Source organism: Pirellulales bacterium (assembly GCA_036499395.1).
Taxonomy (GTDB): domain Bacteria; phylum Planctomycetota; class Planctomycetia; order Pirellulales; family JACPPG01; genus JACPPG01.
This window is the reverse complement of the sequence record DASYDW010000116.1, coordinates 1-24,998: the sequence shown is the minus strand read 5'-3', so window position 1 is coordinate 24,998 and position 24,998 is coordinate 1. Positions and strand designations below refer to the sequence as shown.

Genomic DNA, 24,998 nt, shown 5'->3' with positions numbered 1-24,998 from the left:
CGAGCAGCTTGTTCCGCCCGATTATCGCCGCCGATGACCCCTTACGATTTCGCGTGTTCGCATGAAGCCTGATCCGCGGTCGAAACAGGAGAGCCTGTATGATTCGGTTATCACGCAGAATATTTCGCTCGATGCGAACCTGAACGAAGTCGTGCGCTTGCTGGTGGCGTTGGGAACGGCGCTGCATCAAATGGGGCAGGCGGCGCACAAGGTCGAACGAACTTTGGTGCAGGTTGCCGAGCGGTTCCAGGTTCCACTTCAAGCCTTCATTCTGCCGACGGGGCATTTTCTGTCGATTCATCGGGCGGAAGGGCCGATCACCTTTGTCTTGCGCATGAAGCCGAGCGCGGTCGACTTGGATCGGTTGTCGCAGATCATGCTCGTGGCTGATCGTTTGATCGACGGTTCGATGACGCCGGTGGCGGGCGAGGCCAAAATCGCCAAGATCATGCAATCCGCGATACCGCGCGGTTTTCTACCAACCGTGGCTGCCTACACGCTCAGTGCCGCGCCGTTTTCCGTTTTCTTCGGCGGCGGCTGGCAAGAGCTGATCGTCTCGACCTGCGTCGGATTGGCAGTGGGCATCCTGGCGTTTGTGATGGAGCGGTATCGTCGCGCGGGACGGCCGTTTGAACTCATCGCCGCGGCTGCCGCGGCTTTCATCGCCGGATCGGCCGATGAGATCTTCGGCGCCTATGGGGGCTGGATTCCATTGGCGGCGGGACTGGTTGTCTTGTTGCCTGGCATCGCGCTTGTCGATTCGCTCGAGGAATTGGCCAATGGCCAACTCACTGCCGGCGCCAGCCGGCTGGCCAACGTGGGCACGGTATTTCTCGCGCTGACGTTGGGTTCCGTGACTGGGTATCAGTTGGCCGAGATATGGCCGAAGATTCGCGACGTCGAACCGGCTCATCTACCGGAGTGGTTTTTATTGCCAGCTCTACTCATCGTGGCCGTGGGATCGTTGCTGCGGTTTCGCGCCCGCGCGAGTGACTTCAGTATCATCCTGTGTGCTTCGATCGTTGCGCTGGTCGGCTCGCGATTCGGCAAAACGTACGTCGGTGAGTTGGCCGGCCCGTTTCTGGCAGCGACGTTGCTGGGAATCGCTGGCAACCTTTATGCGCGCTTCAGTCGTCGCGCCGCCGAGCTTGTGATCGTGCCTGGCATTGCGCTATTGGTGCCGGGATCGATCGGGTATCGCAGTCTCGAGGCGTTCCTCAGCCAGGATACCGACCACGGCGTGGACTCGGCTTTTCAGATGTTCCTGGTCGGAATCGCGCTGGTTGCCGGACTGTTGTTCAGCAATTCGCTCTTGGGCGAACGAAACGCCGCTTCTTGATCGCGGAGCCACGGCATTCCGGCCGGCGCATGGATATCTGAGTCGCCCCCTCTACCCCTAAATCGCGGCCGCTATCTGCTGCACCAGGACGGGGCCGGTTTTTATTCAGCCAGATGTCCGGCCCCTTCGGGAGGCTCGCGATGGCCATAAAAGCTGTAGAGCACGGGGATCAAGTTGAACATCAGCAGGGTCGTCACCATGCCCCCCACGACCACGATAGCCAGCGGACGTTGTGACTGGGCGCCGATCTTGGTCGACAACGCGGCGGGTAACAACCCCAAGATGGCAGTCAGCGCGGTCATCGTCAAAGGTCGGATCCGGTTCAGCGAGCCGGTGCGGATTGCCGAGTGAAGAGGAACTCCGCTGGCGCGCAGGGCATTGAATGACGAAACGAGCAACAGGCCATTCATGACCGCCACGCCGAGAATCGACACAAAGCCGACCGCGGCCGAGACGTTGAAGTTCAATCCAGTGAGCCAGAGGGTCCAGACCCCTCCCATCGACATGATGGCCACATTGGCCAGGACCACGATGGCATCGAGCAAAGATCGAAACGCCAAATAGAGCATGACCATGATGAGCACCATCGCCAAACCGACGATGATCGCCATGCGCTGCTCGGCTTCTTGCATTTGCTGGAACTCACCGCTCCACACGGCGCGGTAGGGAGGCTTGAGCAGGCTGGCCGTTTTGGCCTGCGCTTCGGCGACGGCGCTGGCCAGGTCGCGCCCGCGAACGCCAAACTTCACTGCGATGAGACGGTTTCCTTGCTCGCGAGAAATGATAGCGGCGCCGGGACGCACGAATGTGCCATGCGGATCGGGGACACCTTGGACATCGATCGGGGTCACGAGATCCTTCAACCGGCGGCGCGGCACACGGCTGACGGTGCCACCGGTGGCGCTGTACGAGCTGCCAGTGATGTTCGGCTGCGCGACACTCGTGCCGATGGCGGACAGCGTGCCAGAGCCTGTCGTGTTGTCGGCGACGGGGATGTTGTTTTTTACGACGTCGACGGGAATATCTAGAATCTGTTCCTCGGTTTGGCGCAGATCCTTGGGCCAACGAAGGGTGACATCGAACGAACGTTCTCCTTCGACCATGTCGGTAAACGGTTTGCCACCCACGGCCGTTTGAATGACGTCCTCGACGTCGGCCACGCTGACGCCCCACAAGGCGCATTTTTCGCGATCGACGGGAAAGGCCAGGTTCGATTGGCCGCGGATGTGGAATACGCCGGGATCGACGATGCCAGGCACGCTGGAAAGAACGCTATTGAATTGACCGGCCAGGTCTTCCAACTCGTCGAGCTGGGGGCCGATAATCTTCACCGAGTTCTCGCCTTTGACGCCGGACAATGATTCCATGACGTTGTCGCGGATCATTTGCGAAAAATCCCAACTGATCCCGACCAGGTTGCGCGACAATTCTTCGTTCATGTCGCGGATCAATTCCTCTTTGTTGCGCCGGCGACCGTCGATCTTTGGCCATTCATCAGGCGGATAGAGCGGTACGAAGCACTCCACGTTGTAGTAGCCCGTCGGATCGGTACCGTCGTCCGGACGTCCGATTTGCGACGTCGCCAGACGGACTTCCGGGTACTTGGTCATGATGCTGCGCGCGATCTTGGCCTTTTCCACCGCTTCGTCCAACGACACATTCACGGGGAACGTGCCACGTACGATCATATTTCCCTCTTCGAGTTCGGGCATGAACTCACGACCGAGGAAGGGCAAGTAGCAGATCGTTCCCACGGAAATGAAGCCGAAGAACAGCATCGTCAGGAAGCGGTGTTTGAGCAGCACTTCCAATTCGGCCAGCGTGAACGCCTTGAGGGCGCGGACCAGGATATTGTCGTGTCCGGGTTTGAGCCGCTTGAAAAGAATCGAGCAAAGCACTGGCGAAACGGTGAGCGCCAACACGAGGGCACCGGCCAAGGCAAAAGCATAGGTGTCTGCCATCGGGCCGAAGATCTGGCCTTCAGGACCCGTCATAGTGAACAGCGGGAGCATGGCGCAGATCATGATGATCGTCGAGAAGAACAGGCTGCGCTCGACCTCGCGCGAGGCGCGGAGGATGCGATCCTTGAGCGGCAAGTTGGCGTTCTCGCCCGCGCTGAGTCGACGGTAGATGTTCTCGACCATGATCACCGACGAGTCGACGATGATGCCGAAGTCGACGGCGCCGATCGACAGCAGGTTGGCCGATTTGTTGCGCAGGAACAAAATGGCGAACGCGAACAGCAAGGCCAGGGGGATGTTGATGGCCACAATCAGGGCTGCGCGGACGTTGCTGAGGAACATCAGCAAAATCACGGACACCAGTAGCATTCCCACGACCAGGTTCTCGCGCACCGTCTCGGTCGTAACGCTGATCAGTCGCGACCGGTCGTAGAAAGGCTCGATACGCACGCCGGGCAGCAGACGCCCTGGCGTATTGTTCATGTCTTCGATCTTGGCCAGCACGTCAGTCAGTGCCGGGATCGATTGTTCCCCTTTGCGCAGCAGGATGATGCCCTGGATTTCGTCTTCCAGGTCCACCCATTGCCGCTGCCCCTGAGCGTCGAGAATGTCCTCTTCATGCTCATTCTGCAGCGGTCTGGTCATGGCCAGCCGTCCTTGGCGAGTTTGATGGTTGACGACGACTCCGCGCTCGCCGAGCGCGCCGCCGGTCTTTACCGGGCCTCCTTCGACGACGTGCTCGACACGGATCGGCACGTTGTTGGTGGCCGCGATAACGATGCGGCGGATTTCCTGGATGCGGCGGTTTTCCTCGGAGCGCAAATACGCCGCGGCCTCCTCGGGGGTCTTCATTTGCATGGCGACCAGCATCGGATCTTCGCCGCCGCCGATCAGCCCGATACCACGCACGATCTGGATCGTATCTCCTTGAACGACATAGTCGCCGCCGACGTTGGCGTTGCTCTGCTTGACGGCGTCCTGCAACTGGCTGAGGGTGATGCCGTATTCCTTCAAGCGATCGGGATCGGGGCGGATCTCATAGCGTTTCACCTCGCCACCCGTGCTGACGACGCCGGCAATGCGCGGCACGCGGCGAAACTCGCGCTGCAGCGTCCAATCTTGCAGCGACTTTAAGTCATTGAGCGTATAGATCGGCCGTCCATGCGAGTCGCGTGGACTGGTTAGGGTGTAGCGAACGATTTCGCCGATGGGGGAAGCGGGCGAGATCTGCGGCGTCACACCCGGCGGTAGATCGACCGATTGCAAGCGGTTGATGACCTGTTGCCGCGCGTATTCGTAGTCGACGCCATACTCGAACTGGTTGCGCAAGTGGGACAGACCGAACATCGACTTGGCGCGCGTGTACTTCAGGCCGGGTATGCCGGCCAGGGCCACTTCCAGGGGAATCGTAACTTGGCGCTCGATTTCCTCGGCGCTCGCGCCGGGATATTGTGCCACGACCTCGACGATGGCCGGCGCGGGGTCGGGATAGGCTTCGACGTTGACGTGCGTAAATGCGTAACCGCCAACCAGCACCAGCGCCAGCGCGACGAGCAGCACCACGACCGGGCTATTGAGAGCCCATTGAACGAGTTTCGCTACCATGACAGTTTGCCTGTCGCACGAGTACGCCGTTGGTGACAAGGCTTCTGGCGAAATGTTAAATAAGCATGGGTCGCCAGCGCGGGTGAGGGAAGCAAGGAACCCTCTGACTTTCTACGCATCGCGGTCCCTCCCTGTGAGCGTCCGTGTCGGAAAGCGCGGCAAATTTGGCGCTTGCTTAGCGAAATGTAATCCGTCACTCGCCGGCCGGCCGCAGCAGCAAATTCAAAGGATGCGGCGCCTGCGCCTGGACCTGCGGCTGCGAGGCTTTGAGAACTGCGAGTTCGGCGCTCAGCTCGGGGACGCCCGAGGCCAGCACCCGCTCGCCTGCCTTCAACGACGAAGCTCCCAAGGCTCGCTCGGCTTCGTGCGGCTCGCTTCGAACAAATACTTTTCCTGGCAGGCGGCTGGTGATGGCCACGAGCCGTCGCGTGAAATCATCGGGATGACGATTGTCCTGAACGAAGACGGCCACCAGGCTGCCATCTTCGATCACGGCTTTGGCCGGCACGGCAACCATTGCCGGATCGGCCGCCATGGCAATGTTGGCCGTGACGAACTGGCCCAGGTTCATGCGGCCGCTCTTATTCTCCAACTTGCCCATCACAATGCCCGTATGATCTGCAGGGTCGATGATTCCGCCGACCAATTCGAACCGGCCTTCGATGGGCTCATCGAAGGGATCCGAAATCAAGTCGATCTTCCAGCGACGCTTCTCCAAGGGTACGTGACGGAGCGTCGGTAAGTCTTCTTCGTAGACGCGGGCAGATATGCGGACGTGGCTCGTATCGGCGATCTTGAAGAGATCGTCCGAAGGGTCGACAAGATCGCCGACGTTGAAGTTCTTTTCCAGTATCTGGCCGTCGATCGGGGACCGCAGCTCGGTGTTGGCCCAGCTTTTTTCAATACCTACTTCGCGGACGTCGCGCGGTGCTTCGCCGATCTTATTACCGTCCTGCGGTTTCTGGTGTTCGAGCTTTTTCGCCTCGCCGTAGACCTCATCAAGGTCTTTCTCGAGCAGCCCCCACGAGAGGAGCGTGCGTTCGGCATCCTGCACGGCGACCATCGCCTGCTGATATTCACGATTGGCATCGATAATGGCGCGCTGAGCGATGGCGCCCTGTTCGGCACGTTCAAGGCGCGCCAGAATTTCCTTGTTAGTGTGCAGTTTCGAAAGAGCGTCGACGAGTTCGCTCTTCTTGGCTCCCACCTCGGTGCTCCAGATCACGGCCAGAACCTGATCCTTGCGTACCGGATCGCCGTAGCGCAATGTGCGCGGTGGTTCACCGGGAGGCCCCTCCTCGAACTTGCCCGTTTCAACCACCTTGCCCGCGAAACGGGGCTTCACATGCACCAAGGACTCCGGGTCGAGGTCGACGCGGCCTTGCAGTCGCAAGGGGGGGGGCGGGGGAGCGGGTTCAACGGTCGCCATGCGATAGCCCATCTTTTTCAGAGCCTCGGGCGCGAATCGCAGAGTGTCCGTTTGACCGGGCGCCAAGGTGACGAGCGCTTGCGGGTCATGATCCGGATCGAAGACCTGTGGCGGATTCTCCCACTGTTCGTACCCGCGCAAGGCGATCGCACTGACCGTCAGGATGGGAATCCCGACGACGATCCAAGGCACAATCTTGCGTATAGAGAATCTGCGATTCATGCCGCCACGCGCGACCAGAAGGATACCTAAATCGAAGTATCGTTGAAGGTTTCGTCTACTGTCAAGCGCGATTGCGGCATCCGTCACAACGCACTTTTTCGAGGCCTATGTGGCGCACTCCGTAGCGCGCCGACCGCGCCACAATGCCCGCATACCTCGCCAATTGTAGTACGAACCCGGCGGGCGCGTCGGTTCTGGTCTCTACATAAAAGAAGCATACTGGCGAGATCGGAGCGCTCGGCCGTTTGGTTACAATGCCGTTAGGGAAAGAGTTCAACCTGCAATAAACCGGCCAAGGTTGCCGCGTTTTCCCAAGAACTCTCCAGCGCTTCGATGTAGTCGAGGTTGACCTGCGTGAGCGCCTTTTGCGCCTGCAAGACCGGCGCCACGTCGACCTGTCCGACCTCGTAGGCGTTTTGCATTAAACGCCAAGTGCGCTCGGCGGTGGGGAGAATCTTCTCGCCAATGTATCGCGCCCGGTCGCGGGCTGATCGGTAAGCGGCCAGAGTCTCGGCCGACTGGCGCAGCAAATCGTTCTGTAGTACGCCTATCGATGCGCGGGCGTCGCGAATGTTGGCGTTGGCGGCTCGAATTCCGCCCTGGTTGAGATTCCAGACCGGCACATTCATCTGCAAATTGTACCAGAATTGACTTCCCGACGTGCCGCCGCTTCCTGAGCTTGGGCCCCAGGCCACCGCGGGACCCGTGTAAGGATTCGGATACGGTTCGACTTGCGCGCGCTGCAGCAGGATCTGATTCTGCGTCACTTGCAACCGGGCCTCTTGGATCTGGGCATTTTGCGTGGCGACAAACTCGCGCATCGGCCCTTCCTCGAATTCGGGCAGCCGGCTGGTGAGTTCTCCCAGCGTGTCTTGAATCGACAGCATGGGCAGGCCCATTGTGGCCGCGAGCGCGCGACGGGTGCCGGCCAATATGACCTGCGAGTTTTCCAAGGCGATGCGCGCTTGCTGCAATTCGATGAGCAACAGCAGCACATCCGTTTCCGCGACCTGACCTGCTTTCTCGCGCTGCTGCGCTGCCGCGTGCGAGCGGGTGGCGATTTCGACCAACTCACCGAGTACTGCCACGCGCCGTTCCTGGGCGAGAACTCGATAGAACTGCTGGCGCACCGCCGTCAGTAGCTCGAAACGCTGATGGATGTAGGCAAATCGTGCCTGGTAGACGTCCTGCATCGCGGCAGCACGATCCAAACGCAGCTTGCCCATGACCGGAATCTCTTGCTGGAACCCCACGTTGTATTGGCTCAGGTTGCCGGCGAAGACTTGCGGGTTGTTGGAGTCGTAGCGCGGATTGGCCCAGATGCCGGCCTGAATCGCGGTGCCGATCTTGGAATCGATTTGAGCGCGCGACCGTGCCAACAACGGATTGTTTTGGACAGCCAGATCGGTGGCCTGATCCAAAGTCAAAGAGGCTCCCGGCGGACCACGCATGGCGACGGCTGCGCCACCGGCGGCGGGCGCCGGGACCGCTTCATAGGTTTGCTCCGGCGGCACGAGCCGTTGCACGACCGGACGGCTGGGCAGATGCGCAATCGCACCTTGCTGCGATTGCTGTGCTAGCAGACTGTGCGGCAACCCCAGGGCAATTCCGAGAGCGCCGAACAGAAGCCGCATCGCACGACTCACGAGATGAGTCCTTGGACCGAGGTGATGTGCCCTGAAGCTAATCTCGACCCCGTAAATTCATCAATCAAGTCAAAGCCGGCCTTTCGGTGTAGAGACCCCAAGTTGCCGTGGTTACTAAATGCTTTCAATCTCGGGAGACTACGTCGAGTCACGGGCCAGTTGGCAAGCCATTGCGGACGAGTTTCGGCCTGGAACCTGTCAAAGCCGTTTGTTAGACTCCGCCACCTTTCCCATGCCGGCGCGAATCGTGTGTCGGCGAGCCTTTCGAAATAATTCCCCAGTTTGCATGGTGAGCTTGCGCTCCGATAGCAGGCCGTTGAAACGCGTTGCGCGTTTGCGGACGGTGCGAATCGGTCCGATTGCTGGCTTACCGCCGGGAGATGCCATGTCGACGAGAGTTGCGGTCCTGGGCCTGATGCTTGCCGTGACAGCAAGTCGGTTTGCGTTGGCGGCGGCGCCGTGGAGCAAGCTTGACCTGTTCCATCACCTCGAAGCGGATCCGGAAAGCAGCTATCCGCTGGGTGAGCGAAACGGTCCGTGGACGATCATGGCCATGACTTTCTCAGGCCCGTATGCAGAGGATCAGGCGCGCGAGTTGGTTTTCGAGCTGCGCAGCCGCTTCAAGGTGCCGGCCTACACGCACACCATGCACTTCGACCATCGGGCCGAAGGATCGAACAAGTCACCCAGCGCCGCCAATCGCAAGGTGCGCTACCGCTTGAACGAAATGCGCGAGATCGCGGTGCTGGTCGGAGATTTTACCAGCGTCGACGATCATGCCGCGCAGAAGACGTTGGACAAACTCAAGAACGCTCACCCGGATTGCCTGGATATCGAGAAACGCACCAAGGAGGGCAAACCGGACAGTCGCACGCTGGGGGCGATGCGCGCGATTCAACAGGCGGTTCTGCCCGATGGGAATCCGAAGAAGAAACGCGGGCCGATGCGCAATGCCTTTATTACAACCAACCCCTTACTGCCGGACGAATACTTCGTGCCGAAGGGGGTCGATCGGTTGGTGCTGGATATGAATCAGCCGGTGAAGTACAGCCTGCTGGACTGCCCGGGAAAATACACGGTGAAGGTGGCCACGTTTACGGGCCGAGTCGTGATCGATCAAAAGCAGATCGAAGAGATCGAAAGGAAGAACAAGCCTTTCGATAGCCAACTGGCGGAAGCCGCCGACAAGGCGCATCGTCTGACGATGGCGCTGCGTCAGAAGGGATACGAGGCCTACGAATTCCATGATCGCTACGCGAGCATGGTGACGATCGGCAGCTTTAATTCTGTAGGCACGCCGCGGCCGGACGGTAAGATCGAAATCAATCCGCAGGCTCATGCGTTGATCGAGACGTTCGGTGCCGACCGTAAGGTTGCGCCCGGCCAGTCGGTGGCGCAGGTGGGCAAGCCGAAATCGGAAGCCGGGATCAGCCTGGACATTCAGCCGATGCTGGTCGAGGTGCCGAAGCGTTCGCTGGCCGCGCAATACGAGCGTCCGGCGCTCACCGTGAAATAGCTATTGGCTGCAGGGGTCACGGAATGCCCTTTCGCAACGGAAGAGTCGAATCGCTTTTTGATCGGACCTGAAATTCGCGAAGGCCCGTATCATGCCCGCCCCCATTGCTGTTGAATTACAGCCGTACGATCCGGCATGGGCGGAGAATGCTCGCGACGAATCGGCGCGGTTGGCCGGCGCGCTCGGCTCAGCGTTGCTCACCGTGCATCACATTGGCTCGACGGCTATTCCCGGTATCCGAGCCAAACCGATTCTCGATCTGATCCCGGTAATTGCCACGGTCGAAGCGCTCGATGAGGCGCGTGGCCAAATCGAATCGCTGGGGTACGACTGGTGGGGAGAATATGGTTTGCCGGGTCGGCGATATTGCACTTGGGACGATCCTCGAACAGGCCGCCGCAAAATGCAATTGCACGGCTACGTCGCCGGCTCGGCCGAGATTGCCAGGCACGTTGCCTTTCGAGATTTTCTCCGCGCTCGCCCAGAAATCGCCCGGGCATACGATGCGGAAAAAGAGCGCTGCCAAAAATTGCATCCCCTGGACTCGCACGCCTATAGCGATTGCAAATACGATTGGATTCAACGCATCCAGGAAGAGGCGTTGCGCGAACGATCGTGATGTGGCGCACCGCGTTCATGCACCGACAAGGCTTATTCCCACGCGACGTGCGTTACAATGCGCGATCGCGAAGACATCCCAGGCGGAATGGCCTGAGGAAATCGTGGATGAGGAATTTTGCATAACAACATGCGGAACTTGATGGCTGCGCCGCTGGTCTTAGGAACGCACAATCGCAAGAAGGGGCTGGAATTAGCCGCTTTGGTGGCCCCGCTGGGGATCGAAGTGCGCACACTGGCGGACTATCCGCAAGCGATCGTCGTGGTCGAGGATGGCGAAACCTTCGCGGACAACGCGCACCGTAAGGCAGTGCAGCAAGCCGTGCATCTGGGCGCTTGGGTGCTGGGCGAAGATAGCGGCTTGGTCGTCGATTCCCTCGGCGGCGCGCCCGGCGTTTACTCGGCCCGTTATTCAGGCGAAGGGGCCACGGACGAATCGAATAATGCACGCTTGTTGGCCGAGTTGGGGACGCTGCCGCTCGAACGTCGCGCGGCGCATTACGTTTGCTGGGTGGTCTTGGCCGATCCAACCGGGACAGCTATTGCCGAGGTCGACGGTGAGTGCCACGGTCGTATTTTGTACGAGCCGCGCGGTTCAGGAGGTTTCGGCTACGATCCGCTGTTCGAGATTCCCGAGTACCATCACACGTTCGCCGAACTGGGGACAACCGTGAAAGGATGTCTCAGCCATCGCGCGCGGGCTTTACGAAAATTATTGCCGCGCCTGCCGGAGCTGCTGAACGCTCAGCGTTGAGTCGCGCGTGTCGCGCAAAAAAAACGGGCGGCTTCACGCTCGAACGTGAAACCGCCCGCTTGGTAACTATTAATCTCTATCAGATTACCACTATCGGGTAGTCACTGCCGGACGAAACCCGAATCATGAACGGGAGTCCTCCTAGCAGGTGCAGCAGCAGCAGGGCATGCCACCCATGCAGATGCAGCACATGCAGCCTGACTTCATGCAGGCGTTCATGCAATCGCAGCAGGCTTGCAGCATGTCGCAGCAGGCCTTATCGCCGGAGGTGCATGTAATGCAGACTCCGTCCTTGGTCATTTCGCATTTGCAATTGCACATGGCGAAGTTGCATTGGCACATGACCATGCCGTTCATCATGCAGCAGCAGCTGCACATGCCGCCGGCCAACATGCGACAGATATTCTGCAGGGTGCTGCACGACACTTCGTCGTCGCACATGCAGCTCATCTTGATGCCGCCAGCGCACTTCTCCATCTTCAGCTTGCACTGAGGCACCATAGCCATGGTGGGCATGCCGGGGGCCATCGAGGGCATTCCGGACATGGGCATCCCGGGTGCGGGCATGCCAGACATCGACATCGGACGATCGACCATCATCATCGACATAGCAGACTCCTTTCGCTTTGGAAGAGCGGCCGGGCAAACTGCGTAGCGCTTCAGCGCTCGCAGTCTGCCTCGGCCGGCAACTCGCACGCGGTCCTCTGGCTCGTCCAGTCGGAATCGCGACGTTTGTTGAGTACGGCCTCCCGATCGTTGGGTCAGCGTCTCCTGTCAATTCAGCTGACCAAATCTACAGCGACGGCAGAAATATTCGCAAGTCGTTTTTCCGGAACCAGTTAAAGCGCCACTCGCCGAATCAACATGGTGAACAATCGCGGTGACGCGAGGTTTTGGGCCGGATTGGCGGAGTTTTGGTCTCCGATGATCCTCATGTCGGTGGCAAAGTTTTCTCGATATAGGAATCGGGGCGGTCGTGCCTGACATGCCTTGTTTACAGGTTGTCGCGGCCCTCCAGCGCCCTTCGTGAGACGCCACAAATGGCGTTTTTGGCGTCTTGGTATCGCAGTTTTCTGGCGAACGAACCATGAGCATCGCACTCGCTCCGGTCGACGTTTTGAATCTGATTGGCAACACGCCGTTGGTCGAGGTCCGCACGTTCGACGTGGGGCGTTGCCAGTTGTTCATTAAGCTCGAAAGCCACAACCCGGGCGGCTCGATCAAGGATCGCATCGGGCGCTCGATGATCGAAGCGGCTGAGCGGGCGGGCCTGATTGGACCGGGCTCGACCTTGGTCGAGGCGACGGCCGGCAATACCGGGTTGGGCCTGGCGCTGGTCGCGGCGCGGAAAGCGTACCGCCTGGTGCTGGTCATACCTGACAAGATGAGTCGCGAGAAGGTATTTCACTTGCGCGCCTTGGGGGCCGAAGTCGTCATGACGCGCAGCGACGTGGGACGCGGCCACCCGCAGTATTATCAAGACCTGGCCGAGCGGATCACGCGCGAAACACCGGGCGCGTACTACATCAATCAATTCAACAATCCGGCGAATCCGCAGGCGCACGAAACCACGACCGGGCCCGAGATCTGGGATCAGACCGGCCATGACTTGGATGCCGTGGTCTGCGGTGTCGGGTCGGGCGGAACATTGACCGGGCTGAGCCGGTTCTTCGCCGAACATGCGCCACACGTTGAAATGGTGTTGGCCGATCCAACCGGCTCGGTGTTGGCCGAATACATTCGCACCGGTTTCATGGGCGAGGCGGGTTCGTGGGTCGTGGAGGGCATCGGCGAGGACTTCATTCCGCCGATCGCCGACCTGACGCGCGTCCGCCAGGCCTTCACGGTCACCGACCTCGAAAGCCTGTCGACGGCTCGCGCCCTGTTGCGTAAAGAGGGAATTCTGGCCGGTTCCAGTTCCGGTACGCTCGTGGCCGCGGCAGTTCGATATTGCCGCCAGCAGAGCGAACCGAAACGCGTCGTGACGTTCGTCTGCGACTCGGGCAACAAGTATCTGTCGAAGATGTTCAACGACTTCTGGCTGGCCGATCACGGCTTTGCCAAGACGCAACCGCTGGGAGATCTGCGCGATGTGATCTCGCGCCGCTTCGCCGACGGCGCGGTGGTGAGCGTGTCGCCTGACGAGCCCTTGGCGATCGCTTATCAGCGCATGCGGATGTACGACATCTCGCAGTTGCCGGTCATCGATCAGAAGCAGATCGTCGGCATTCTCGACGAATCGGATCTGCTGCTGGCGGCCTCGGCCGAGGTCGACGCCTTTACCCATCCTTGTCGCGCGCGGATGACCACCCAGTTGGAGACCGTTTCTCGGCAGGCCGCGCTACCGGAATTGCTGGTGATACTGAATGCCGGCAAAGTCGCGATCGTGGTCGACGGGGGCGAGTTCCACGGCCTGATCACGCGGGTCGACTTATTGAACTATCTGCGCCGCGAACGCCGCGCCGCCTAATTTCTTACAACAACCGAGCGATAAAGCTGCAAACAGGATTTACGACATGAGCACCGTAGGTGATTTGATTTCGACCGTCGCGACCTGGCCCGCCATGGTGTGGAATCGCGCAGGCGTTGCGCCGTATCCCGAAGAGACTACACCGGCGGTCGTGGGGCGCACCGCATTCGCCACCCGCGCCATTCATGCCGGTCAATCTCCTGACCCGACCACCGGCGCCGTAATGACGCCGATCTACGCCACGAGCACCTACGCGCAACAATCTCCGGGCGTACACAAGGGATTCGACTACGGGCGGAGCCACAATCCGACGCGGTTTGCGTTGGAACGTTGTCTGGCCGATCTCGAGGATGGCAAGCAAGGGTTTGCCTTTGCCTCGGGACTGGCGGCGATTGCCACGGTTCTGGAATTGCTCGACCACGGCTCGCACGTCGTGGTGTGCGATGACATTTACGGCGGCACGTTTCGCTTGTTCGAGCGAGTACGACGCCGCTCGGCGAATTTGGATTTCTCGTTCGTTGATCCTACAAATCTCGATGCGTTTCGCGCGGCGCTTCGCCCGCACACGCGGATGATTTGGATCGAAAGCCCCTCGAATCCGCTGCTGAAGCTGGCCGACCTGCGCACGATCGCAAATCTGGCCCGCGAGCGCGGCATCATCAGTGTGGCCGACAATACCTTTGCAACGCCTTTCGTGCAGCGGCCGCTTTCGATGGGATTCGATATCGTCGTGCATTCGGTCACGAAGTATCTCAACGGCCACTCGGATGTGATCGGCGGCGCCGCGATCGTAGGAGATAACCCGGCGCTTGCTGAACGGCTCGGTTTCTTGCAGAACGCCGTTGGCGCGATCGCCGGGCCGTTCGATAGCTTTCTCGCGCTGCGGGGGCTGAAGACGCTGGCTCTGCGCATGGAACGGCATTGTTCGAATGCCCAGACCATTGCCGAGTGGCTTGAAGCGCGCTCGGATGTGAAGCTGGTGCATTACCCTGGCTTGCCGACACACCCACAGCACGAGCTGGCGCAGCGGCAAATGCACGGCTTTGGCGGCATGATCTCGGCCGTGGTCGCGGGAGGTGCGCCACGCGCGAAGAGAATGCTCGAACGCTGCCAGATCTTTACGCTGGCCGAAAGTCTGGGGGGCGTCGAGAGCCTGATCGAGCATCCGGCCTTGATGACGCATGCCACGATTCCGGCCGATAAGCGCGCGGCACTGGGGATCGACGATGGGCTGGTGCGTCTATCGGTTGGCGTCGAAGACGTACGCGATCTGATCGCGGATCTGGAAAACGCGCTTTCCTAGCGAGTCCCTCCGTGACGTTGACCCGTCCGTGCCAGCGCGCGACAATCGATCGGCAGTTCGATGACCTTCGATCGATCGTCGGCACGGAGTCCGTACGATGCTGCGCTTTTATGGCGAATTCGCGGCGGCGTTTGGGACCCTAGTTTTGTCGGTCTTCGCGTTCGCGCTGCTGGCCCAGCAAGATTTCCGCACCGGAATGCCCGGGTTTATCATGATGATCTTGGTGGCACTCGCCTACGCGATCGTGCGCACGGTTCATCGCGAGAGCCTGCGGCATGAACGGGAGATTCTTGCGGCGCGAGCCCGGCGCGAGTCGCCGAGCTGAGGCATTTCGCAACATTGGTCAGGCAACGTTTAATTTTCGAGGTGTATGCGGATCGCCATGGCAGAAGCGTTTGCCTTCGAAGCTCGTCGCTATGACACCGGTGAGCCGGTGCGCATCTCAATTTCCGGCGCGAGAATTGAGAGTATCGAGGCCGTTGGCCAGAACCCTCGACTCGGCGGCCACACATCCGAGTTCGGCGACTTGCCCTGGGTCGCGCCGGGGCTGGTGGACATTCAGATCAACGGTTACGGCGGACAGGAATTCAGTTCGCTCGATTTAACGCCCGAGCGTGTGGCCGGCATCGTGCGGCAACATTTCTCGTTTGGCGTGACACGCGTCTGTCCGACGTTGACGACGCAAAGCTTCGAGGTCATGCGGCACGGCGTGGCGATGATCGCCGCGAGTTGCGAGCGCTGGCACGACGTCGCGCTCGCCGTTGCGGGCATTCATCTCGAGGGCCCGTACTTTTCGACAGAGGATGGCCCCCGTGGCGCTCACCCGGCCGAGCATTGTCGTCGACCTGACCTGGCTGAGTTTCACTCCTGGCAGCAGGCATCCGGCGGTCGCGTCCGGCTGTTAACCATGTCGCCTGAGTTCGACGAGGCGCCTGATTTCATCGCACGAGTGGTCGCCGGCGGCGTCGTCGTGGCCATCGGTCACACGGGCGCGACGGGCACCCAGATTCGGGCGGCCGTCGACGCCGGCGCGAGATTGAGCACGCACTTGGGAAACGGCGCGCATCGGATGTTGCGCCGGCATCCGAATTACTTGTGGGATCAACTGGCCGAAGATCGTCTCTATGCCAGTCTGATCGTCGACGGTCATCACCTGCCCCCCGAGGTTGTGAGAACGTTCGTGCGCGCCAAGACGCCGGCCCGATGCCTGTTGGTCAGCGATGTGTCGGGGCTCGCGGGATTGCCCGTGGGACGTTACGCGAGTAGTGGTTGTGAGTTGGAAATCCTTCCCGACGGTCGGCTGGTTATCGCGGGACAGGATCAACTCCTGGCGGGAGCCAGTCTGCCGATCGGCGTGGGAGTCGCTAACGTCATGCGATTCGCCGGCGTGGATTTGCCGACCGCGATTGCGATGGCTTCGACGACTCCGGCTGCATTGCTGGGCATGGAGACGCCATCGCTGAAAGCCGGCGAGCTGGCCGACCTTGTTCTATTCGACCTGCCGGATGATCTGAGGCGCGAGGCCAGCCGGTTGTCACCGCAGGCTAGCGGCAAAGGAAATGTGACGCGGGACGTCGACGTGGGCGGGGGGCTGATCGTGCTCGCCACGATCCTTGCCGGAAATGTCGTTCACGGCACTGTCGATACGGCGAGCGACCGTTAACGACGATCGGCCGATTTTTTCGGCGGTTCGGCCGTGGCCGCGGTCGCCGAATAGATTGGCAACTGCTTGACCCGAGTGCGCACGGCGTCTAATTCTTCCTTGAAGCGCGGATCGGATGTCGAGCCAAAGAGCTCGAGGAACCGGGCATGATCGAGCCCTTCGCGCAGGCCGTCGATCGGGGGCATGAATTCGGTGACGGAATAACTACGCGCCACTTGCGCCAATCGGCTTTCCGATTCTTTGAGGAAATTGCCCAGCGCAATGCCGGCCAGATCGGCGGCGAGATCGGCGAAGCTGAAGCCGCTTTCGCCCTGCGAGTCGCGCATCTCCTTGAGCAGGCCGGCCGACTCGGCGATCGGCGCGCTGGAAAGGGCGGTCATCGCGGCTGAAAAGAAGTAATGCCGCGCCAGGTCGTTGCGCCCCAGAAGCGTCGGAGCGCCGATAACTTCCAGTCGTCGCTCGCGCTGCTCCGGCGTTTCGAGGCTGGCCAGCAGGTCGCGAGTCAGACTGTTCGACAGAAACAGATCCGTGTCGCCGAGCGCCACCGCCAGCCCCAGCGTAAAGGCCTTGGTGCGCTGCGCGACAGGCAATTGCATGGCGGAATAGGCCGCGGTCCGCACGTATTTTTCCGTCAGTGCGTCACCGGCCACCCGCACCATCCCCCCCTCGGCAGGCGCCGTGCGCGGCAGCCGACGATTTCGATCGGCCACGTTGACGATCGCGTCGCGCACGCGCTGGGCGCCTTCGACGTAGGTCTTGGACGTCGAATGACTGGTGCGCGTCGCGGTCGGAGGCGCTTCGCCGAGCATGGCCAGGTAACTGTTGGCGGCCGGATCCTGGGCTAAGGCTTTGCCGAGCGTCAGATAGATCGAAACCAACGTGTCGCGGGTATGCGGGCTGACCTGGTAGATTCGCTCGATTTGATGGTCGCGGATTTCCGACGCCACCAGGTTCATGGCCAACGCATTGACCGGATCGAAGGTGATCATAAACCGCTTCGCGAGTGCCTTTCGATCGGCCAGGATCGGCCGCATGACCGACGTCGGCTCGGGGCTGTGCGCGGCGCCGAAGTGGTGCCCCAGCTCGTGAACCAGGAGCTCCAGTCGTTCCGGTTCCGAGACCTGCTTTGACCATTCGCGAAGCATGATGTGCTTCGCAAGAGGTCCGCGCGTTCCGCCCAGGTGCGTACGGCCGGTAACCGCGGAGAATTGGCTGGCAAACCCAATCGCGAGGTCGGCCGGATCGGGGTTTACGTTGGCTTCGAATTCGCGCAATTGCGCGTCGAAATCCTGAATCTTGTTGTCGGTGACCCAGGTATCACAGGCCACGACTTCGAGCTTGATGCCGGCGTACTTCTCGAAGATCTTCGAAGCGTCGTCGATGCGTTTCCGCAAACGTTCTTCCCAAACGGAGCGGACCCCCTTTTCGTCGTCGTCGACCAGAATCTTTACTTTGACCGTGGCCATCCGCGGGCGGTCGTCGGTCTCGGTGGGGGAGCGATCGGTTTTGCCGAACGACGCCTTGGGCGGGGCCGTAGCGTCCGCCTGGTCGTGCTCGCCTAAGGCGATCTGCTCCAATTGCAGCCGCTCGCTATCCTTGGCGCGATGAAAGAAATAGATCGAATTGGGAGAGAGCGTGAAGTCCTTACGCCTTCCTTCGTTCATGTAGGCGAGCCGAATGCGATCCGTGGGACGGCAGTTCAGGCGCATTAGGTCGCCGGCGGCCAGCTCGTAGGCTTTACCTTTCGCCTGCCCACAAACGGCCGCGAACTTCACCGGGGCCGGCGAGCGATTCGACAGGATCACGACGTCGGCCGCGGCGCGGTCGTCGTTTAGTCCAAGCCAGAGCGTCGAGGCGATGCTCAACACCAAGATGACTCGTACGCGGAATCGCACGAAAGCTCCCCAACGAGGCGATGGCAATTGTGCCAACACAGGGGCCTGACGGTTGGTAGCCTTGGTATCCAGTGCCGCCTGGCCAAGCGAATCCCCACGCGTCAAGTTTACCGGCCCTTATCACGGCTGTCAGCGATTCGCCCGGGACTTCGAGACATCAGCAGGCCTGAGCGGCCAGAATCAACGAATTCCGGAGCGGAAACACACTTGTCCGGGAAGCCGACAGGAAGCACGGGAACACCCGGCAGATGAAGCCGACCGTGTAGAGAAAAAAGAGACGCCCGAAGCCGCTATGAGGGGGGGGCGAAGGGGGACTCAGGGTCTGAATCCAGCGGCTTCGGGCGCCAAGGTCGTATTGTTTGGTTTTCGGGCGCCAGCGAAACGCGATACCGCACTCGCCGACGCTACTGCGAAAACAGACTAGAACATGATCGCCGCGGCAACGGCCACCAACAGTCCTGCCAAGATATATGCGGGTGACACAGTTTGGTTACCTTTTAGGTCGGACACGTTACTACCCCCGGACGCACGCTTGTAAGGTTATTTTTCTAGACTCATCGACACTTCAAATCGCGTCGAGCGATCGCTAGGCGACGACCACGGCATCGACGATTTGCACAACGCCGGCCACACGGCAAACGTTTTGACAAAGTTGCTTTTCGTAAAAACTGCGGACGCGTCCGCGAAGTGTTACCGTGCCATTATTGGCGGCAACTTTCACCTGACGCAGTCCTGGCATTTGACGATCAGCCAGAGATGTTGCGATCCGTCGCTCTAAGTCCCTGTCGCTTAACTCACTCAGGTTTACCCCGGACGATTGCATCGCGTCACATCCTCTCGAACAGGCGGTTAAGACGTAGAAGTTGGCTCCGTGCGCCCCGCCAGACCGCCTGTGGACTTAACCCTCCGTGGGTGTCCGATTTGGATGGGCGATTTTGGGTAGTAGCAAGGGTCGTGCCAGTTAGTACTGGCCGCCTAGCTGGAGATTTCGTAAGTTATTACTGCGTAGCAAGCTACGAATTTTCGGGAGGCATAAATTCCGCATCCGATCGGGGCGTGATGGCGAAGCTTGCACACCGATCAGGCAATGGCATGCCCCGAGTCTGGGCAAAAAGGCAACGCCCCTGCGAACACCACGCGACTCCCTGGCTCGCCTAATTGATCGCCAGCAGCTCAAAAGCCGAGGCCCGGGCCGTTGAGTGAGGCCGTGTCGAGAGAGCCATTGGAGATTCGGAACATGCCAGGGAAACGGACTTCCCAGCCGCGATTGCCTGCCGGGCAGTATTGCCGAGCATTTCCCTCGATCGCCGCGATGGTCGGCAGCCGCGCCGAGAGGGTGGCCGAATGTAGAAATGACCGGCCCGGGCAGGTCAGGTCCTGAACGCACAGGAACATGCCGAACTTTTGCGCCGCTGCGCCCATGAGCAGCGCTTCGCTATGCCCCTTGCACGCTTTCAACGCCACACCGGAATATCCCAGATCGCGCGAGAGGAGCAAGCTTTCCAGGTCGACCAAAGATTCGTCGATCACGACGGGCTTGATCTTGGCCGCCGCATGCATGCGATTGTCAGGATGCGCCTTCAGGTCGCGATGCGTCGGTTGCTCTATGTACTGCACGCGCGCCAGGGCGGCCGGTGAGCGCTCAGCGACCTGGGCCAGGAAATCCAGCACGTACTCGACGTTGGCACAGCGCTCGTTGAAATCGAGCGAATAGCACCACTCCGCGCAGCCACGGCCTTGCTGCGCCGCGGCCGCGACACGCTCGATGGCCACGACGCGGTTAACGTCCCAAGCGAGGTCGTCGCCGTTAAGTTTCAGTTTCAAATGTGTCAGGCCGTCCTGGCGAATCCATTCGGGGAGCGTCTCGGGCAGCCCGTCGTTAATGCGCTGCGTTATGTCAGCATTCGTTAAAGGATCGAGAGCGCCGACCAGGTGATACAGCGGCATCCGCGGCTTTGGCGCGCGCAGCGTATAACGGTCCAGGTATTCGCCTTTGAACTCCGGCGTCAAATACGTTGCCAGATCGCGGTTGACGAACTCCGGCCCGAGCAGATCGTACGAATTGCGGCCCAATACCTTGCCGTAGGCATCATGGATCGCGGCCTCGAGCGGGCTGGCGGCCAGTAGCTGTGGCAGGCGGGGCATCGCTTCGGCCAGAGCCAGTTCGGTTTTGACCTGGGTGGCGATCGGTGCGTGACGCGCCGATAAATCGTGAGTAATTTCCAGCGGATGTCCCGGTTCGCGGTAGTGCCGGGCATCCTCCATCAGTAGCTCGGCCATCCGCATAACGGCGCGCAGCGTGTCCTCGCCGCTGACGGCGCTGCTGGGCCAGGCCCAGGCGTTGCCGAGCGACATCGAGCCGACGCCCTGGGTTCGACGCCCATCACGAGTCTCGACGTCGACCGTGATGTCAAGCACGACCGCATCGGTCACGACGCGACCGCCGAATTTAATCGGCGTGCGATAGGCGAATTTTTCGGTACTGCTGCCGATTTCCAGCAGGCGAATATCGGTGGATTTCGACATGACAAATGGTTGGAGCTTCTTGCAGCATTGGGGCGGTTGCAGGCGTTTATTGGACCATTCACGTAGCTTACTGTCGACCGTGGCGATTGTTGGCGAACCGGGCGGGTGGAACGGATGTCCATAAGCTCCGTAATTCGAACCCGGGGCGCGGAGCAGGGGCCCGGCCCACTTGTCACTAGAGAGGGCGAATCGCACAATGGCGGATTGTCCTTTTGGCCCTGTTTCGTGCTGGTGCGAACGGGCTGTATCTTGAAATCGTTGAACGGGATCATCTGATGCCAAGTTGCGTGCTCGCGTATTCCGGGGGACTCGATACTTCCGTGATCCTGGGGTGGCTGCAGGAAGAGGGGTACGACGTCCATTGCGTGTACGTCGATCTGGGGCAACCTTGCGAAGATCGCCAGGCGGTCCTGGAGAAAGCCCACGCGTGCGGCGCTAAATCGGCGCGGATCGTGGACGCTCGCGAGGAGTTGTGCCGCGACTTCGCGTTCCCCGTTTTGCAATGGCAAGCAAAGTACGAGGGGATTTACCTGCTGGGAACGTCCATCGCACGGCCGCTGATCTCGAAGGTTTGCCTGGCCGTGGCTCGCGAAGTTGGCGCTGATGCCTACGCACATGGTGCAACGGGCAAGGGGAACGATCAGTGCCGGTTTCAACTGGCTGCCGAGGCGCTCGATCCGACGGTGAAAGTGATCGCACCCTGGCGGATCGAAAAGTACCGGCAACGTTTTCCGGGCCGCACCGAGATGATCGCGTTTTGCGAGCAGAAGAAAATTCCGGTCAAGGCCTCGATCGCCAAACCATATAGCTCGGACGAGAACTGCCTGCACATCAGCTACGAGGCAGGTCGACTCGAGGATCTGACCGTCAATGGCGTGGAATTGGTTGACTTCGGCATGACGGTTTCTCCGCGCCAGGCGCCCGATAAGACCGAGGCGGTGACAATCAGCTTCGAAGCAGGCATACCGGTCGCGGTGAACGGCAAAAAGCTTGGCGCGTTCGAAATCGTGTCGGAATTGAATGACATCGGCGGCCGCAACGGCATCGGCCGGATCGACATGGTCGAAAATCGCTTTGTAGGCATGAAAAGCCGCGGCGTTTACGAATCGCCGGGCATGACGCTGCTCTACTCCGGACATCGCGTCGTGGAGCAATTAACGCTGGATCGGGACCTGATGCACCTGCGCGATCGGCTGGCCCCGGAAGTCGCCGAGATGGTGTATTACGGCTTTTGGTATCACGCCAAGTTCGACGCGTTGTTGGCGTTTATCCGGCAGGCACAGAAGCCGGTGACGGGCGAGGTGACTCTGAGCCTATACAAGGGCAACATCGATGTTGCCAGCCGGTCAAGTTCGCGAAGTCTGTACGACGAAGGGATCGCCAGCATGGAAGGGGGCGGATCCTACAATCAGACCGACGCCGAAGGATTCCTGCGCATCCAGGGCCTGCCGCTGCGCGTGCAGGGTCGCGTCAATCCTCGCGGCTAGTCGCTGCGATTCACCGGCGAGTCGTACTCAAGAAAGATCGGCTTTCGTCACCGCCAGAAATCGTTCGAGTTCCGCGGCCACCAGCGGCTTCGAGAAACGAAAATCGAATCCGGCAGCACGGCATGCCGCGAGCGTCTCGCTAGAATTGTCCAGCGTCACGGCTACGAACCGCACCGGTTGAACGTCACCTTCGCGCAGATCTCGGCACATCTGACTGCCATCGGTCGGCGAGGTGGTTTGATCGACGAAGACGACATGTGATGGGATGATGCGCGCCGCCTCGATCGCCGCCGGTTCGTCGTCGTGAACCTCGACCTCATGTCCAAAGGCGCGCACGAGCGCGCCAAAAGAATTGGCGAATTCTCGATCGCCGGTCAGCAGAAGAACCCGCAGAGACTCCATGCCGCGCGCGACTTAGAAAGGACTAGCCGCGTCTCCCCAAGAAGATGTAGCGCAATCGGTGCTCCTGCCCATTCATAGGCAAGCGGCGCAAGGCTGCCAAGGGGCGGTGCGCATCGAATGCGCAGTCGAGGGAAAATGTTCGACTCGCACCTCGGAATGCCGTGCTCGCACTCAACGTACTCTCTGGCTTAATTCTTTGCCAGCTAATGGTTTGTAACGGATGCGGAGCTTTGCAAAACCTGACAGAGTGTTTCAAGAAATATTTTTAATTTCCCCCAATGGTGGCATTTTTTTCTTGACGCAGGATTTTCCCGTTCCTACGATCAACGGGTCTATGCAGTTTAAACGGGGGGGGGCGCGATTCCTTGCCGGAGCGGCTGGAGTTCACTGAGCCTCGACAGGATCACTTTGACAAGTCACTCTGCGGCCGAGATTTTGCATGCAGAGGCAGCCGACGTCGGATCGTTGGCTAAGAGACAAAGGAGACGCTAATGAGTCGGAATTTACGATGGTTCTTTGCCCGAATGGGCACAACGGCAGTGTGCGCAAGTATGCTCACATTCAGTCTGCCACAATCGTCGCATGCTGCGGCGATCGTTATCGACACCACGAATGGTTTGATCAATGGATCGGCCACGAGTTCGATCAATGGTGTCACGGTTTCTTACACTGGCACCGTTGGGGGCGTCGCTGATTTCACTGTCTACGGTGATCTCGATTTGCTGTCGACCGACTCGCTGACCGCGATCGGCAACAACGGTGTCGATCTTATTGTTGGCAATAACGTCAACATCGCCGCGGGAGCCACGGTCAACATTGCGGCTGGCTCGGCTGGCGGTGGTGCGGGCGCTTCAGGCGGGGCGACGGGTGGCTCGGCAGGCTCGGGAGGAGCCGCGGGCGGGGCGGACGGTTCAATCAATGGCGCTGCCGGCCCTAACAGCAGCACGAGCACGCCAAATAACGGCGGTGGTACTAGCCCCAAGGGAGGCGCGGGCGGTAAGAGCGGTAGCGGACTCTCGGCAGGTGCCGGGGGCGCTCAAGGCGCAGCCAGTGTGGCCGGCGGTGTCGGCTCCGGTGGTGGGACCGGAAGCGTTGGTGCGGTGGGCGGTGCGGCGGTCCTCGGCGGTGGCGGTGCAGGCGCGGCTGGTACCGGATCGACAGGATCAGGTGCGGCTGCGGCGGGCACCGGTGCCGGTGCCGGTGGCACCGGCGGTGGCGGCCAAGCTGTCGGCGGCAGCGCGAGCGTCGGTAATCCTGGCGCCGCAGGAAACAACGGCGGCACGGCTGCGACCGGCAGCGCCGGTGGCAAGGGCGGTGCCGGTACGAATGCTGGTGGAAATTCCCTGTCGCTCACCGGTGGTGGTGGCGGTGGCTCCGGCGGCGGCGGTGGTGGTGGTGGCGGCGGCGGCGGTGCCTCGAGCGGTAGCGCTGGCGGCGGCGGCGGCGGCGGTCAAAGCTTCCTCGGCACTGGTGGTGGAGGTGGTGGTGGTGGCGGCGGCGGCCAAGGAACCGCGGGCGGTGTTGGTGGCGTTGGCGGTACGGGCGGCGCCGGCGGCGATGGTGGTGGTGCCATCCAAATCCAGGCCCTGGGTACCGTTACCGTTGATAGCACTGTTGCTGCGACCGGCGGCAATGGCTCCACGGGCTCAAATGGAGCGGGTGGAGCAGCGGGTGTGTCGGGCCAAACGGGAGGCACCGGCGGTAATGGCGGCACCGCATCGAACGGTGGCGGAGCTGGTCAAAAGGGCGGTAACGGCGGCAATGGCGGCCAGGGCGGCACCGGTGGTATTGGCGGTACGGGCGGCCAAGGCGGCGGTGGTGCTGGTGGTACGGTGGCTTTGATCGGAACCACGGTCGGCGGAGCTGGTGGCGTGAACGTCGCCGGCGGCACCGGCGGCAACGCTGGTGGCGGCGGCCGCTTCATCCTTGGCTCAAACCTCGGCAGCGTTTCGGCCACGGGTGCAGCCAACACGCCGACCACGGTCGGCTCACAAGATGCCAACCCGTTCGTCGGTGGCACGCCTGCGACGCCGTTCATTCCGAACCTGCCGACGGTGGGTGCGGAAATCTACGGTCTCACGAGCCTCACGGCAGCCGGCTTGTACGGCAGCCTGCCGGCGACCGACGTCAATGGTACGTTGCTCTCGAGCGCTGTCGGTGCT

18 protein-coding genes are annotated in these 24,998 nt (G+C 60.8%); 11 read left to right on the top strand and 7 right to left on the bottom strand.

Features of this window, described 5'->3' with window-relative positions:
• Positions 1-61 precede the first annotated feature (61 nt).
• Positions 62-1,339, top strand: coding sequence for a threonine/serine exporter family protein (locus VGN12_20340; GenBank protein ID HEY4311808.1), 1,278 nt, complete (start codon positions 62-64; stop codon positions 1,337-1,339).
• 101 nt (positions 1,340-1,440) lie between these two features.
• On the opposite strand, the gene VGN12_20335 is transcribed toward VGN12_20340, so the two are convergent.
• From VGN12_20335 to VGN12_20325, 3 genes are all read right to left on the bottom strand, one after another.
• Positions 1,441-4,905: an efflux RND transporter permease subunit gene (locus VGN12_20335; protein HEY4311807.1), complete on the bottom strand. Its 3,465-nt coding sequence runs from the start codon at positions 4,903-4,905 to the stop codon at positions 1,441-1,443.
• A gap of 193 nt (positions 4,906-5,098) precedes the next feature.
• Entirely contained in the window at positions 5,099-6,556 is a 1,458-nt protein-coding gene (locus VGN12_20330) for an efflux RND transporter periplasmic adaptor subunit (protein HEY4311806.1), read from the bottom strand.
• Between the two features lie 260 nt (positions 6,557-6,816).
• Positions 6,817-8,202 carry a TolC family protein gene (locus VGN12_20325; protein ID HEY4311805.1) on the bottom strand — a complete coding sequence of 462 codons (1,386 nt, stop codon included), beginning with the start codon at positions 8,200-8,202 and terminating at the stop codon, positions 6,817-6,819.
• 385 nt (positions 8,203-8,587) lie between these two features.
• On the opposite strand from VGN12_20325, the gene VGN12_20320 reads away from it, so the two are divergent.
• The 8 genes from VGN12_20320 (at position 8,588) to VGN12_20285 (ending at position 16,526) form a co-directional block, all read left to right on the top strand.
• Positions 8,588-9,718, top strand: a complete 1,131-nt coding sequence (locus VGN12_20320) for a hypothetical protein (protein ID HEY4311804.1) — start codon at positions 8,588-8,590, stop codon at positions 9,716-9,718.
• Between the two features lie 91 nt (positions 9,719-9,809).
• Positions 9,810-10,337: a GrpB family protein gene (locus VGN12_20315; protein HEY4311803.1), complete on the top strand. Its 528-nt coding sequence runs from the start codon at positions 9,810-9,812 to the stop codon at positions 10,335-10,337.
• Positions 10,338-10,466: 129 nt separating this feature from the next.
• Complete coding sequence (locus VGN12_20310) at positions 10,467-11,090, top strand: non-canonical purine NTP pyrophosphatase (GenBank protein ID HEY4311802.1); 624 nt, start codon at positions 10,467-10,469, stop codon at positions 11,088-11,090.
• 166 nt (positions 11,091-11,256) lie between these two features.
• Positions 11,257-11,583, top strand: a complete 327-nt coding sequence (locus VGN12_20305) for a hypothetical protein (GenBank protein HEY4311801.1) — start codon at positions 11,257-11,259, stop codon at positions 11,581-11,583.
• Positions 11,584-12,177: 594 nt separating this feature from the next.
• Positions 12,178-13,560 (top strand): cystathionine beta-synthase, encoded by a 1,383-nt coding sequence (locus VGN12_20300; GenBank protein HEY4311800.1) that lies wholly within the window; start codon positions 12,178-12,180, stop codon positions 13,558-13,560.
• Between the two features lie 46 nt (positions 13,561-13,606).
• Positions 13,607-14,863, top strand: a complete 1,257-nt coding sequence (locus VGN12_20295; GenBank protein HEY4311799.1) for a cystathionine gamma-synthase — start codon at positions 13,607-13,609, stop codon at positions 14,861-14,863.
• A 97-nt stretch (positions 14,864-14,960) separates the two neighbouring features.
• On the top strand, positions 14,961-15,188 hold the full coding sequence (locus tag VGN12_20290; protein HEY4311798.1) for a hypothetical protein: 228 nt from the start codon (positions 14,961-14,963) through the stop codon (positions 15,186-15,188).
• A 57-nt stretch (positions 15,189-15,245) separates the two neighbouring features.
• The gene (locus VGN12_20285; protein ID HEY4311797.1) at positions 15,246-16,526 is read left to right on the top strand and encodes an amidohydrolase family protein; all 1,281 of its coding nucleotides are present in this window, start codon (positions 15,246-15,248) and stop codon (positions 16,524-16,526) included.
• On the opposite strand, the gene VGN12_20280 is transcribed toward VGN12_20285, so the two are convergent.
• The 3 genes from VGN12_20280 to VGN12_20270 form a co-directional block, all read right to left on the bottom strand.
• Entirely contained in the window at positions 16,523-18,421 is a 1,899-nt protein-coding gene (locus VGN12_20280; protein HEY4311796.1) for a M12 family metallo-peptidase, read from the bottom strand. The two genes, VGN12_20285 and VGN12_20280, sit on opposite strands and share 4 nt — an antisense overlap.
• Before the next feature lie 586 nt (positions 18,422-19,007).
• The gene (locus VGN12_20275) at positions 19,008-19,244 is read right to left on the bottom strand and encodes a BON domain-containing protein (GenBank protein HEY4311795.1); all 237 of its coding nucleotides are present in this window, start codon (positions 19,242-19,244) and stop codon (positions 19,008-19,010) included.
• A 350-nt stretch (positions 19,245-19,594) separates the two neighbouring features.
• The gene (locus tag VGN12_20270) at positions 19,595-20,947 is read right to left on the bottom strand and encodes a mandelate racemase/muconate lactonizing enzyme family protein (GenBank protein HEY4311794.1); all 1,353 of its coding nucleotides are present in this window, start codon (positions 20,945-20,947) and stop codon (positions 19,595-19,597) included.
• A 275-nt stretch (positions 20,948-21,222) separates the two neighbouring features.
• On the opposite strand from VGN12_20270, the gene VGN12_20265 reads away from it, so the two are divergent.
• Positions 21,223-22,434: an argininosuccinate synthase gene (locus VGN12_20265; GenBank protein ID HEY4311793.1), complete on the top strand. Its 1,212-nt coding sequence runs from the start codon at positions 21,223-21,225 to the stop codon at positions 22,432-22,434.
• A 27-nt stretch (positions 22,435-22,461) separates the two neighbouring features.
• Here VGN12_20265 and VGN12_20260 read toward each other — a convergent pair whose 3' ends face one another.
• Positions 22,462-22,836, bottom strand: a complete 375-nt coding sequence (locus tag VGN12_20260) for a hypothetical protein (GenBank protein ID HEY4311792.1) — start codon at positions 22,834-22,836, stop codon at positions 22,462-22,464.
• Positions 22,837-23,327: 491 nt separating this feature from the next.
• On the opposite strand from VGN12_20260, the gene VGN12_20255 reads away from it, so the two are divergent.
• Positions 23,328-24,998 (top strand): hypothetical protein (locus VGN12_20255; protein ID HEY4311791.1); only part of this gene is annotated, 1,671 nt, incomplete at its 3' end.